General features: G+C 70.3%; 13 protein-coding genes. 5 read left to right on the top strand and 8 right to left on the bottom strand.

Going from position 1 to position 12,707, the window contains the following annotated elements; translation table 11 throughout:
* Nucleotides 1–25: 25 nt before the first annotated feature.
* The 3 genes from MIAR_RS16990 to MIAR_RS16980 all read right to left on the bottom strand — a co-directional run bounded on the left by MIAR_RS16990 (nt 26) and on the right by MIAR_RS16980 (nt 3,307).
* Nucleotides 26–1,867 (bottom strand): Ig-like domain-containing protein, encoded by a 1,842-nt coding sequence (locus tag MIAR_RS16990; RefSeq protein WP_285638311.1) that lies wholly within the window; start codon nt 1,865–1,867, stop codon nt 26–28.
* A 175-nt stretch (nt 1,868–2,042) separates the two neighbouring features.
* Nucleotides 2,043–2,660, bottom strand: a complete 618-nt coding sequence (locus MIAR_RS16985; protein WP_285638309.1) for a signal peptidase I — start codon at nt 2,658–2,660, stop codon at nt 2,043–2,045.
* A gap of 80 nt (nt 2,661–2,740) precedes the next feature.
* Entirely contained in the window at nt 2,741–3,307 is a 567-nt protein-coding gene (locus MIAR_RS16980) for a TasA family protein (protein WP_285638307.1), read from the bottom strand.
* A gap of 163 nt (nt 3,308–3,470) precedes the next feature.
* Here MIAR_RS16980 and dcd point away from each other — a divergent pair, with 163 nt between their 5' ends.
* The 3 genes from dcd (at nt 3,471) to MIAR_RS16965 (ending at nt 6,107) form a co-directional block, all read left to right on the top strand.
* Nucleotides 3,471–4,076 (top strand): dCTP deaminase, encoded by a 606-nt coding sequence (gene dcd / locus MIAR_RS16975; RefSeq protein WP_285638305.1) that lies wholly within the window; start codon nt 3,471–3,473, stop codon nt 4,074–4,076.
* Between the two features lies 1 nt (nt 4,077).
* Complete coding sequence (locus tag MIAR_RS16970) at nt 4,078–4,806, top strand: hypothetical protein (RefSeq protein WP_285638303.1); 729 nt, start codon at nt 4,078–4,080, stop codon at nt 4,804–4,806.
* Nucleotides 4,807–4,907: 101 nt separating this feature from the next.
* Nucleotides 4,908–6,107, top strand: coding sequence for an MFS transporter (locus tag MIAR_RS16965; RefSeq protein ID WP_285638301.1), 1,200 nt, complete (start codon nt 4,908–4,910; stop codon nt 6,105–6,107).
* Nucleotides 6,108–6,307: 200 nt separating this feature from the next.
* Here MIAR_RS16965 and MIAR_RS16960 read toward each other — a convergent pair whose 3' ends face one another.
* Together MIAR_RS16960 and MIAR_RS16955 are read right to left on the bottom strand one after the other, a co-directional pair.
* On the bottom strand, nt 6,308–7,186 hold the full coding sequence (locus MIAR_RS16960) for an AraC family transcriptional regulator (RefSeq protein WP_285638300.1): 879 nt from the start codon (nt 7,184–7,186) through the stop codon (nt 6,308–6,310).
* Between the two features lie 150 nt (nt 7,187–7,336).
* A complete protein-coding gene (locus tag MIAR_RS16955; protein ID WP_285638298.1) occupies nt 7,337–8,041 on the bottom strand; it encodes a hypothetical protein in 705 nt (234 codons plus the stop codon).
* Nucleotides 8,042–8,127: 86 nt separating this feature from the next.
* Here MIAR_RS16955 and MIAR_RS16950 point away from each other — a divergent pair, with 86 nt between their 5' ends.
* On the top strand, nt 8,128–8,640 hold the full coding sequence (locus tag MIAR_RS16950) for a MarR family winged helix-turn-helix transcriptional regulator (protein WP_285638296.1): 513 nt from the start codon (nt 8,128–8,130) through the stop codon (nt 8,638–8,640).
* 1 nt (nt 8,641) lies between these two features.
* On the opposite strand, the gene MIAR_RS16945 is transcribed toward MIAR_RS16950, so the two are convergent.
* A complete protein-coding gene (locus MIAR_RS16945; RefSeq protein ID WP_285638294.1) occupies nt 8,642–9,544 on the bottom strand; it encodes an alpha/beta fold hydrolase in 903 nt (300 codons plus the stop codon).
* Between the two features lie 67 nt (nt 9,545–9,611).
* Between MIAR_RS16945 and MIAR_RS16940 the strand changes: the two genes are divergently transcribed.
* On the top strand, nt 9,612–10,277 hold the full coding sequence (locus MIAR_RS16940; protein WP_285638292.1) for a TetR/AcrR family transcriptional regulator: 666 nt from the start codon (nt 9,612–9,614) through the stop codon (nt 10,275–10,277).
* Between the two features lie 19 nt (nt 10,278–10,296).
* Here MIAR_RS16940 and MIAR_RS16935 read toward each other — a convergent pair whose 3' ends face one another.
* On the bottom strand, nt 10,297–11,724 hold the full coding sequence (locus MIAR_RS16935; protein WP_285638289.1) for an MFS transporter: 1,428 nt from the start codon (nt 11,722–11,724) through the stop codon (nt 10,297–10,299).
* An 85-nt stretch (nt 11,725–11,809) separates the two neighbouring features.
* A complete protein-coding gene (locus tag MIAR_RS16930) occupies nt 11,810–12,661 on the bottom strand; it encodes a serine protein kinase RIO (RefSeq protein WP_285638287.1) in 852 nt (283 codons plus the stop codon).
* Nucleotides 12,662–12,707 lie beyond the last annotated feature (46 nt).

The following is a 12,707-nucleotide window of genomic DNA, read 5'->3' as shown; positions in this document are numbered from 1 at the left end:
TCATCCGATATGCCGGTGTGCATCATCAGAACTCCCTGTCCGCGGCGCCGGTCTCCGAGACCGGGGCCGTCGAGCATGCTGAGCCCGAGAGGTCGGTGGCCGCGCCCGAGGGTGACCAGATCATGGTGGACGCCGTCGACACGGTGCGCAGGGCGCCGCCGCTGATCAGCGTTCCGACGGTGACGGTCACGACGGTGACGGGCGAGCCGTTCACGGTGGACGTGGTGGCGACCATGGTGCCGTTGGAGGTCGAGGTCTTGCCCGACTTCACGTAGTCGCCGCGCAGGTTGACCGTGCCGAGCGCCACGGGGGTGCTGCCCGTCAGCACATCGATCGTGTCGCCGGCCGCGCCGGTCCCCAGCAGTCCGCCGTCGCGCAGCCGCAGGGTCACCGGGGTCGCCGCGCCGCTCCAGCCGGGCAGGATGCTCCCGAGGGCCATCTGCTTGCTGTACGTGTAGGTGATCGTGTCGCCGGTGTCCAGCCGTCCGACGATGCCGGTGGTGTTCGCGGTCTGCACGTCGGCGCCGCGCACGGGGGTGTTGTCGATGCGCCGACCGGTGACCAGCGTGGAGATCGTGACCTTGCCCGTGCCGTCGACGAGCACTGCACGCAGGTCGTACAGGCCGTCGGGCAGCGAGGTGGTGTCCCAGGTGCAGGTGTACGGCGACTGGGACGTGGCGCAGATCGTCGTCCACGTCGAGGCGCCCGTGGGGGCGTACTGGGTGGTGACCGAGGTGACGCCCGCGGTGGAGTTGGCATCGACGGTGAGCGTCTCGGTGCCCTCGAGGTATGCGCCCGGGTCGGCCAGCGACACCGAGGAGATCGTGTTGTCGACCTGGCGGTTCGTGACGCTGGCGGAGGTGGTCGTGTTGCCGGCGACGTCGGTCGCGATCGCGCGGAACGAGTAGGTGCCGCGGGCGAGGGCGGTGGTGCTGAACCGGCAGGAGTACGGAGCGCCGGTCAGCGTGCACGCGGTGGTCCAGGTGGAGCTGCCGTTCGGTGCGTACTGGATGACGACCGTGGCGACGCCGGAGTCGGCGTCGGAAGCGGATGCCGCGAGGGTGACCGTGCCGCTGAGGGGCGAGCCCGGGTCGGTCATCGTGACGGCGGGCCGGGTGTTGTCGACGATCACGTCGGTGAACACCGCCGAGTAGACCACCGCCGACGGGTTCAGCACAGGGCTCGCGACAGCGCGGAGGTCGTAGGTGCCACTCGCCACGCCGGTCGTCGACCAGGTCTGGGTGCAGTTCGCCGATCCCAGGATGCTGAGGCATCCGGCGATCTGCGTCCAGGCGCCCGTGCCGCCGGCGGAGTACTCGAAGCGGATGTTGTACAGCCCGAGCAGGTTCGCGTTCTGCAGGGTGGCCACCAGGGAGGCGCTGCCGCGCAGCACGTCACCCGGGTCGGTCATGATGATGCCGAAGGCGTTGCTGACGAGCACGCGCACCGAGGCGGAGGTCGTCGAGTAGCCCGCGCGGTCGATCGCGATCGCGCGCAGGTCGTAGGAGCCGTCGGCGTCGGCGACGGTGTTCCAGGCGCAGCTGTAGGGAGCGGCGGTGGTGGTGCAGAGCGTGACCCAGGCGCCGGAGCCGGTGACCTGCTTCTGCAGCACGACGCTCGCGACGCCGGTCTCGCCGTCGGCCGCGTTCGCGGTGATCGTCACGGCGCCCTTCAGTGGAGCGCCGGGGTCGACGACCGCGACGGTCGGCGGCGTCCAGTCGGCGGCGGCGGATGCCGTGCTCGAGCCGTTCGCGGACTGCGCCGTGTACATGGCCGAGGAGAACTGCGCGCTGTTCAGTGCGGAGGCGGCGATGAGGATGCACGCCAGCACGGCCAGGGCCGTGTTCCGCAGTGCGGTGCTGATCATCGCTGCTGCTCCTTCCATGTCTTACTCACGACGCTACGAGGCAGCCGGTTACAGCCCGGCTACAGGCGTGCCTCAACGCGGACACAGTCCCGGCGCGATCGCGTCGGGACTGTGCTGCCGTGTTCGGTGCTGGGCTGCCGTGTTCGGGACGGGCGGCTGCGTCAGCAGCGGGCTGTCACGAGGTGGCGGTGGTCTCGAGGACCACGGTGGTGGATGCCGTGGTGGTGACGGGCTCCGAGGCGGTGACGCTCTGACGCGGGCGGCTCCCTCGCAGCCCCCTCATGAGGTCACGCAGGAACAGCAGGGCGATGAGTGCCGCGGGAACGCCGATGACCAGCATCCGCACGATCGGCATCGACAGGGCGATGAAGGCCCAGCCGATGGCGGGCACCCATCCCACGACGCGGGGCTGCGTGTGGGATGCGAGGGTGAAGGTCCACGGGTCGGCGCTGGCATTCGCATCGCCCTTGGTGTGGAAGACCCGGCCGTTCGCGGCCGAGGCGTCCTCGGTGATCGACTGGATGCGGTGGGTCACCAGCTCGGTGACGCCGGAGTCGGACGGCGGCAGGTACGTGATCACGTCGCCGACCTTCAGGTCCGAGACGGGCACCTGTCGTTCGAAGACCAGGGTGCCGCGCTCGAAGGTGCCAGACATGGATCCGCCCGTGATGACGTAGCGGTCCAGGCCGAGCAGGCCGGGGACGAGCATGAGTGCCACGATCCCCATCGCGATGATCGCGACGATCGTGATCAGCGAGTTCGCGAATCGTCGTGTCCTCTGCGTGGCGCTCATGCTCGTCCTCTCTTCCGGTCTTCGGGTGACCGGTTTCAGAGTGATCGGGGCGCGGGGGGGGGTTGCGCCCCGATCACTGGTCACTGGTTGGTCGTGCTCGCAGCGGTCTGCGTCGAGTTCCAGGTGTAGGTCGCCGAGGCGGTCTTGCCCTGCTCGGCGTTGCTCGCGGACTGCACGAGCGTGGTGCTGAAGGTGTAGTCGCGGGCCTCGCCGGGAGCGAAGGTGCCGAGCTTCAGCGGGCCGGCGGCGGTCAGGTCGCCGAAGGTGCCGGACCACACGGGGGTTCCGGAGCCGGCGCGGGTGATCACGAGGCCCAGGTCGGCCTTGGTGACGAAGCCGTTGGTGGCGTTCTCGGTGAGGGTGAAGTCGGCCGGCAGGCTGCCCGAGTTGGTGATGGTCACGGTGCCGTTGAGCGTGTCGCCCGGCTTGAGGTTGGCGGCGTTGAAGATGGCGCTGCCCGACTTGGAGTTGCTCTGCGTCAGGGTGCCGGTGCTGAAGGCGTTGGCCGCGTTGACGGAATTGGCGACGAAGTCGGCGCCGGATCCGACGGTGATCGCGGCGGCGATGAGCAGGCCGGCGAGCGGCACGATCAGGCGCTTGCGCGAGCGGGTCGGGGTCTCGGTCTGAGCGGTGATGCTGTCGTTCATCGGGTTCCTTCTCGTTGAGGTGGTTGGCCGAGCGGTGGGGGGGAAGCTCGTAGGAATCAAGCTACGGAGACCCGCGCAACGCCTGATCCACGGCTGGGTAACACGGATGCCAGCGTTCGGACACAGCTCTGCGGTCCGGCAACAGCACCGTTACGCTGAAGACGTGCTTCTCAGCGACCGCGACATCAAGGCAGAACTCGCATCGGGCCGCATCGGGCTGTCCCCCTACGAGGAGGAGATGGTGCAGCCCTCGAGCGTGGACGTTCGGCTGGACCGCTACTTCCGGCTGTTCGACAACCACAAGTACCCGTTCATCGATCCCTCGGTGGAGCAGCCGGAGCTGACCCGGCTGATCGAGGTCGCCCCGGACGAGCCGTTCATCCTGCACCCGGGGGAGTTCGCCCTGGGTGCGACCTTCGAACAGGTGTCGCTGCCCGACGACGTCGCCGCGCGACTGGAGGGCAAGTCGTCGCTCGGGCGCCTGGGCCTGATCACGCATTCGACGGCCGGTTTCGTCGACCCCGGCTTCACCGGGCACGTGACCCTGGAGCTCGCGAACGTCGCGACCCTGCCGATCAAGCTGTGGCCCGGCATGAAGATCGGCCAGTTCTGCTTCTTCCGGCTCACCTCGCCGGCCGAGAACGCGTACGGCTCCGGGCCGTACGGCAACCGCTACCAGGGACAGCGGGGACCCACGGCATCCCGCTCGTTCCTGAACTTCCACCGCACCGACGTGGGCACGACCGATGCGGGAGCGATCGGAGGCTGACATGGCAGATCCCGACGAGGGCGCGCAGGAGCCGGACGCCGCGAAGGCGGGCGGAGCCGAGGGCGCCGCGCCGCCGTCGGGGGAAGGTTCCGGTGCCGGCGGGGCGACGGAGCCGGGGGCTGATGCGACGGGCACGGCGGTTCCGGATGCTGTCGCACAGGATGCTGATGTGTCGGGCGCGGCTGCGCCGGATCCGGTTGCGCCGGAGCTCCAGGGTGCGGATGCCGGGGTGGTGGGTGCCGGAGCGGCGGACGCCGCGGTCCCCGATCTGGAGATCCCGGAGGCCGAGACGGTCGTCCCCGACCTCGAGATCCCGGATGCCGATGTCCCGGAGCTGGATCAACGTGAGCCGCTGATCCCGGACCCGGTGCTGCCGGAGTCGTTCCTGACCGAGCCGGTGATCCCGCCGCCTCCGCCGGACGACCCGCCGGTGGCGCGGCCAGCGTGGCGTTCCGATCGGGACTACCCGGCCGGATCCGGACCACGGGTTCCTGAGGGCGCGCCGTCGGTCACCCGGGCCACCCGACGCGCAGCATCCGATTCTCTCGACTCTCCATCGGCACCCGCACCCGATCCGCGGCTGACCGCGCCGGACCCCGACCCGGCCGTGGTGCCGCCGCCCTCGGGGGCGACGTCCGGCGGCTACCGCGGTCTGACGATCGCGATCTACGGCGTCCTCGGGGCGCTGCTGGTCGGCGCCGTGGTGATGATCTCGACGCTCCTGCGCTGAGTGGCCCGAGCACGGAGCGCACCGCGCGCTCCCGGACGAACGGTCGGATGCTCCGGACGCGTGGTCGGGTGCGGCATCCGCTCTTCGGGAACCCTGGAAACATGACCACGACCGCACCCCTGCCGACCGTCACCGAGACGGTGCGGCGCATGCCGTACGCCGCGCTGCTGACGATGATGGCCATGAGCTTCCTGCTCGTGAGCGCCGAGTTCCTGCCCAATGGTGTGCTCACCGAGATCGCCGCCGAGCTGGGCGTGACGCCCGGGCAGGCGGGGCAGCTGGTCACCGTCACCGCGCTCGCGGGGCTGATCGTCGCGCCCACGATCGGACTGGCGCTGCCCCGGCTGGACCGGCGCACGCTGCTGGTGTGGATGGCGGTGCTCGCCGCGATCTCCAACCTCGTCGTCGCGATCGCGCCCAGCCTGGCACTCATGCTCGTCGCGCGGGTGCTGCTGGGTGCCGCGCTCTCGGGCTTCTGGACCATGTCGATCACGGTGGCCGCGCGCATCGCGGGACCCGAGCGGCTCGGGCGTGCGGTGATGTTCACCTCGGCCGGCACGTCGCTGGCGACGGTCGCCGGTGTTCCCGTGGGCGTCATGCTCAGCGAGCTGCTCGACTGGCGCGGCGTGTTCGGGATCGCGGCCGGCGCCACCGCGCTGCTCGCGATCGGCCTGCGCACCCTGCTGCCGTCGGTTCCGGCCGAGAACGCCGCGCGGATCTCGGTGCTCGTCGAGACGCTGCGCCGCCCGGGCATCGGCCTCGGGGTCGTGGGGCACGTGCTGGTGATCTTCGGGCACGCGCTGGCGTACACCTACATCCGGCTCGCGCTGGAGCGGGTGCAGACCGACGGCGTCGCGATCGACGAGGGCACGATCATCGTGCTGCTGGCGGTGTTCGGGATCGGCGGGTTCATCGGCAACCTCGTGATCGGCGCGGGAATCGACCGCACCTATCGCGTGCTGGCGGTGGTCACGCCGCTGGTGATCGCGGTGGCGGTGCTCGTGATCATCCTGGGCGCCGGGTCGCTCTGGACCGTCGGGGTCGTCGCGTTCGTCTGGGGCTTCTTCTTCGCCTCGTGGCTGCTGATCGTGAACACCTGGGTGGGGCACCGGATGCCCGACCGCCTGGAGGCGGGCGGCGGGCTCGTGGTGGTCGGGTTCCAGGCCGCGATCATGCTCGCCGCGGGTGTCGGCGGGATGCTGGTGGACGCCATCGGCATCGAGCTCGCGTACGCCGTGGGCGCCGCGATGCTGACCGTGGGGGCGGTGCTGTTCGGCATCTCGGGCCGTCGGGGGCGCTGAGCCGCGGGGCGCTGCGCCGGAGGGGGCACGGCGGGGCGCCGCGCCAGAGGGGCACGGCGGGGGCGTGTCCCAGAAGAGGCGGGTGCGAGTCGGCCGGACGTGCCCCTTCTGGGACGCGCTGCGAGCCGGGTCTCAGAAGGGGCGGCTCAGACGCGGCAGCACCCGCCGTTTCTGGGACACGGTGCGAGCAGGGTGGCGGATCAGGCGGATGCCAGGGCGCCGCGCATGCGGAACGCCGACGGCGTCATCCCGGTGTGCCGCCGGAACGCACGGCTGAAGCCCTCGTCTGAGCCGTAGCCGAGCTCGCGGGAGACCTCGCTCACGCCACGGCCGTCGATGAGCAGGGCGCGGGCCGCCCGCATCCGCACCTCCGCGACGTACTGCGCGGGGGAGATGCCGAAGGCGAGACGGAAGCGCTCCGCGAAAACCGTGCGGGACAGAGCGCTGACGGATGCCATCTGTTCGACGGTCCACTCACGGCCCGGGTCGGAGTCGATCGCGCTGACCACGCGATCCAGGAACGGGTCGTTCGACCGCGACGGCCAGCCCTGCGGGGCGCAGCCGACACTCGACCACGCGCGGATCACGGACTGCAGAAGCGTGGTCGCCATCATCCGGCAGATGACGAGGTCGCCGCTGCGCTCGCAGACGGACGGCGCGTCGCCACCCATGTGGTGGGCGAGTGCCGCCGCGGCGGGCTCGAGTTCGTCGAAGCGCCGGATCCAGGCGGTGTCGGGCAGCAGCGCACCGAGATGCGCGGCGCTGTCTGCCCACGCGAGCCGCGACACGAGCACCCCGGAACCCGCCGGGATGCGCAGAGTCAGCGAGCGGTCGGCGACGAGCAGGGCATCGCCGGCGCGAAGGTCGTCCGGCAGCCCGGCATCCGTCGGCGTCCCGATGCCGCCGCGCAGCACGTACACGAGGGAGAGGCCGTCGAGGACGACGGCCTGGTCGGTGTCGGACAGGATGCGATGCTGCGAGCGGATGCTGATCGCGACCTCGCCGAGCACCCGTTCCAGCGCGTCGTTCGACGGCAAGGATATGGGCGTGGGCAGGATGCTCAGGACAGGACTGCTCATGAACAGGGCAACCTGCCTGTGCGCGTGACTATTCCGTGCTGCGAACCGACGCCGAGCCACCACGCAGACGTCGAGCCACCACGGAAGACGCTGCCATGTGCGTGGTGGCTCGGCGATTCGGTGGTGGCTCGACGCGGGTGGCAGCACGGCTCAGCCGTGCGTGTGGATGTGGATGTGTGTCGCGGGGATGCCGTGACGGTGGTGGCCGCGAGCGAAGCCCCGGCCCATCTCGTGGTGGCGGTGGCCGTGGCCGTGGGCGTCGGCGTCGGCGCGACGCTCGAAACCGTGGCGGTTCTCGGACTCGTGCTCGCCGAAGCCGTGGCCGTGGCCGAAGCCGTGCTCTCCGGAATGGCGCCCGTGGCCGAAGCCGTGGCCGCGATCGGAGCCGCGATGACCGGGGACGCCGTGGCGGTGTCCGAACCGGGAGGCGGGGCCGTGTTCGCGTCGGCCGCTGCGGGGGAGGCGCTTGCCCTCTTCCCAGCCGAACTCCCGGGCGATCTTCTCGACGGCGGCCGTCATGGTCGCGTACTCCTCGGCGGAGACGGCTCCGGCGACGCGGGCGCGCAGCTCGTCGACGGCGGTGCCCAGGCGCTGCTTGGCCAGAGTGCCGGCGTCGGTGAGGCCGAAGCCCTCGCGGGTGCGCTCGACCCAGCCGAGCTCGATGAGCCGGTGCAGCTTGCGCGGATGGACGGGGCGGCCGTCGGGGACCGTGCCGTCGATGCGGTTCAGCATCCGCCAGTCGCGGCGGGTGATGCCCTCGTCCTCGAAGACGGTGGCGAACTCGGCGCGCATCAGGCGGTCGACCGCTGTGATCCAGTAGCCGAAAGGGCGGGTGTTGTCATCAGTGGTGTTCATGGGAATCCTTTGTATGTCATGTTGCATGTACATGCAGTGTGACATGCAATGTCGATGCATGTCAAGTCGCATGTAAAATCGGATGCATGAACGACGCGCAACCGGATCCCGCCGACGCCATCGCCGCCGCGCTGGCGCGCCTCCGCGGCCGGCGCGGTCCGCACCAGCATCCGCACGACCGCGGAGGGCGCGAGCACGGTCCGCACGGCATTCGTCCTCATGGACGCGGTCCGTGGGTGGCAGATGCCGGGATGCGTCACGGTGGCGCCCCGGCTGTGCTGAGGATGCTGGACGCGCTGGCGCAGGCATCCGAGCCGCTCAGCGTGAGCGGCCTCGCCGACGCGATCGGCGTCGATCAGCCGCGCGCGTCACGACTGGTGCAGCAGGGCGTCGATCGCGGCTGGGTCCGACGCGAGGCCGACCCGGAGGATGCCCGGCGCACCCGCATCGCTCTGACCGACGAGGGCACGCGCATGTTCCGGGGCATGCGTGGCGAACGGCGCGAAGCGCTCGGCCGTGCGCTCGCCGCCTTCACCGAGGAGGAGAGTGCTGAACTCGCCCGGCTGCTGACGAAGCTCGCCGACAACTGGGGGTCCTGACTCAGGCGCCGCGCACCCCGCGCTGCTCGCTCGCATCCGCTCGATCGATGCCGTGAGGTCCGTCCGCGGCGAACGCGATCACCGCGTCGAGCACATGATCGGCCCCGAGGATGCGGTTGTGGCCGAGTCCCTGAGTCACCAGAAGGCGAGCCCGTTCGCCGTGCGCCCGATGCAGGGCGTGCGCGTTCTCGATCGTGACTCGGGGGTCGTCCTCGTCGTGCACGATGAGCAGCTCCACCTCCGGTGGCAGGGGGTGCGCCACGGAGTCGAAGCGGGCGACGCCCTCCTCGCGTGAGATGCCGAGCCGGCGATGGAAGGCGCGCTCGAACGCCGCGCTCGCGCGGGGTGACAGCCGCAGCATCCGTTCGAACTCGTCGTGGAACGCCTGGACGGATCCCGCCGCCGAGATGGTGATCACCCGGCGTGCCTGTACGCCCTCTCGGACCGCCGCGAGAGACGCGAATCCGCCGAAGGAGTGGCCGATGACGAGTTCGAAAGGGCCCTCGGATGCGGCGAGCTGCTGGGCCGCGGCGACCCAGTCCCTGGCGTCGGTGCGCTTCCCCGAGGAGTCGCCGTGCGCGGGCGCGTCGAAGGACACGACGCGCCACCCCTCGGCGACCAGGTCGCGCACCAGCGTCGCGAACTGGGAGGCGCGCCCGTCCCAGCCGTGCATGAGCAGAGCGGCGCGCGCGCCCGATCCCCAGTGGTAGGTCGCGACATCCGCTCCGCTGACCCGGATGGTCTCGCGTCGTGCCGCGTCGTGGGTGACGCGGTCGCTTTCGCGTACCTTCATCTGGCGGGTCGTGGCGAAGAACGCGGCGTTCGCGACGCGGCCGGTGGCGGCGGGCGACACGGCGTCGATCCGGCGGATGCCGCTCACGAGGGTGTCTCTCAACGAAGTCATGCCGAACTCCTGACTATACGAACGATCGTACATAGAGTATCCGAACGATCGTTCGTAGACTAGGGGCATGTCCGATCCGGTCGCCGAGCAGCAGGTCGCAGATGGGCGGCGCCTGCGCGGCGACGCCTCTCGCCACACAGTGCTCGCGCATGCGACCGACCTCGCCTCGGTGGAGGGGCTGGACGGGCTGAGCATCGGGCGCCTCGCCGAGGCATCCGGACGCAGCAAGAGCAGCATCGCCGGGCTCTTCCAGAACAAGGAGGGGCTGCAGCTCGCCACCGTCGACGCCGGCCGTGCCGTGTTCATCTCGGTGGTCGTCGAGCCCGCGCGCAGTCGGCCACGCGGACTTCCGCGTCTGGTGGCGCTGATGAGCAACGTGATCGAGTACTCCCGCAGCCGCGTCTTCGCCGGAGGCTGCTTCTTCGCCGCGATCTCCGCCGACTACGACTCCAAGCCCGGGCCGGTGCGCGATGCCGTCCGCTCGGCGATCGAGCAGTGGTACGGGTACCTCGAGATCCAGGTGCGCACGGCCGCCGGCGACGGATCGCTGGACCTGGATGACGAGGGCATCGAGCAGTTGGCGTTCGCGCTGCCGGCCCTGTATGAGCAGGCCAACGCCCGTTCGCTGCTCTACGGCAGCGACCGTCCCTACGCGCTCGCGGCCCGGGGCATGCGCGACCTCCTGCTCCAGGCCGGAGCGGATGCGTCGACCCTGAGCGCGCTGCCGGTCTGACGGAAGACGCCGCGGAGGCTCAGACCCCGACGTCCTTCGGGAAGCGCACGAACAGCAGCAGCACCAGGCCGATCAGCAGGATCAGCCCGATGCCCAGCACGCCGTACACGATCCCGCCGAACCAGGCGAGGAACAGCGACCAGGCCAGCGGGGACAGGAACGAGGCGACGCGACCGGTCGTGGCGTACAGACCGAAGATCTCGCCCTGCTGGCTCGGTGGAGCGAGCCGGGTGAGCAGGCTGCGGCTGGCGGCCTGGGTGGGGCCGACGAAGGCGCACAGCAGAAGGCCGCAGATCCAGAAGACGATGGTCCCGTAGTCCTTGAGCGCGAAGACGATGAACGCCATGACGACCAGGCCGGAGAGCGCGATCACGATCAGCCGGCGGGGGCCGATCGCGTCGTCGATGCGGCCGGCGAGCAGCGTCGAGACTCCGGCGACGAGGTTCGCGGCGAGGCCGAACACGATCACCTCGAGGAACGAGAAGCCGAAGCCCTGCGCCGCGAGCACGGCGCCGAAGGCGAAGACGCCGGCCAGGCCGTCACGGTAGACGGCGGCCGAGAGCATGAACCAGAAGGTCGGACGGTTGTCCCGGAACAGCTTTCCGATGTTCTTCGCCAGCACGACGTAGGAGCGGAAGAAGCCGACCTTCTCGGAGCTCGCGTATGCCGGGGACTCGGGCACGTTGCGGAACAGCGGGATCGAGAACACGATCGTCCACACCGCGCAGATCACCGCGACCAGCTTGAAGGCGAGCGGCTTGTCCTGCCCGATCAGGAAGAGCACGGGGATGCAGACGATCAGCGCCACCACTCCGCCGATGTAGCCCAGGCCCCAGCCCAGGCCGGAGATGCGGCCGACGTTCTTGGGGGTGGAGACCTCGGAGAGCATCGCGTAGTAGCTGACGTTGCCGATCTCGCTGATCACGGCAGCGATCGCCACGGCGAAGGCGCCGAACCAGAAGAACTTCGGGTCGGCCTCGACGAAGAAGAGCGCGAACTGCAGCAGCGCGACGCCGATCGTCGCTCCGATCACCCACTTCTTCTTGTTGCCCCGTGCGTCGGCCTGCTGGCCCAGCACGGGCGCGAGCAGCAGGATCACGATGCCGGCCGCGAAGTTCGCCCAGCCCCACCACTCCGAGAGGTCGGTCAGGCCGCTGCAGTACGCGGAGCCGAGGTACTCCGACTTGTTGCAGTTCATGTAGCTGCCGTCTGCGAGCAGTCCCGAGGCGCGCACGTCGGGGTCCAGGAACATCCGCGAGGTCAGGTACAGGGCGATCCAGACGAAGGTGAGGATGACGGTGTTGAACGGCTGCAGGGCCCAGTCCCACATCGCCCACGAGATGACCTTCCTGCGGGAGGCGGGCGCCACGTCGTCGTGCTCGCGCCCGAATGCGGTCATCGCGGCGGTGTTGATGGGTGTGCCCGCCGCGGAGTGATCGTCGCTCATGCTTCGAAGTCTGGCCGCCACCGGTGAACGGCCGGTGACGGCGCGCCGTGCGGGATGCCGTGGTCGGCATCCGCGGGCGCCGGCCTCACCCGAACGACGCCGCGAGCAACTCGGCGAAGAGCTCCTCCGGGTCGCGCTCGAGGCGGCGCCGGGTGAACCAGTCGCAGATGTTCACGCAGTCGCGGTGCAGCAGGTCCAGGCCCTGCGGGTTCGCGACCGTGTCGACGATCTGCGGCAGGTCGATCACCCGCACACAGCCCTCGTGCACCAGCAGGTTGTAGGCGGAGAGGTCGCCGTGCGCGAAGCCCGCGGCGGCGAAGATGCGCATGAGGTCGACGATCTGATCGAACAGGTCGGCGAGATCCACGGCATCCGATCGCACCTGCGCGAGCCGGGGCGCCGCGGCCTGGCCGTCGCCGAGGAACTCCATCAGGATCTCGGTGCCGTCCACCTGCACCGGATACGGCACCGGCGCGCCGAGCTCGTGCATCCGGCTGAGCGCGGCGAACTCCGCGAACGACCACTGCGCGGCAGCGACCTCGCGGCCGTGCGCGGACTTCTTCGCCAGGGCGCGGGCGTCGCGGGTGTTCTGAGTGCGCCGCCCCTCGGTGTACACCGAGGAGCGCTGGAAGCTGCGATGATCGCTGTCGCGGTAGCGCTTGGCCGCGAGCAACGTGCGCTGGTCGGGGTCGTCGGGGACGGCGCGTTCGATCAGGAAGACGTCTGCCTCCTTGCCGGTCTTGAGGATGCCGAGTTCGGTGTCGACCGCGGCGGCGCTGGTCACCACCCAATCGGGGCGGGGCAGCGGTCCGCGCTCGGTGGGCATGGTCGCCGGCCAGGTCGACCAGCGCTGGTTCTCCTGCAGCACGGTGTCGGCGAAGGCGAGGGTCACGTCGAAGGGGGAGGCGTCGAAGGACGCGGGGATCTGAGTGTTCACGGGAGTGGCTCCGGACGGGAGGCCACTCGCGGATCAGGAGCGGGCG

This window comes from Microbacterium arabinogalactanolyticum, from assembly GCF_030268005.1.
Taxonomy (GTDB): Bacteria; Actinomycetota; Actinomycetes; order Actinomycetales; family Microbacteriaceae; genus Microbacterium; species Microbacterium arabinogalactanolyticum.
This window is presented reverse-complemented; position numbering and strand designations above follow the sequence as displayed.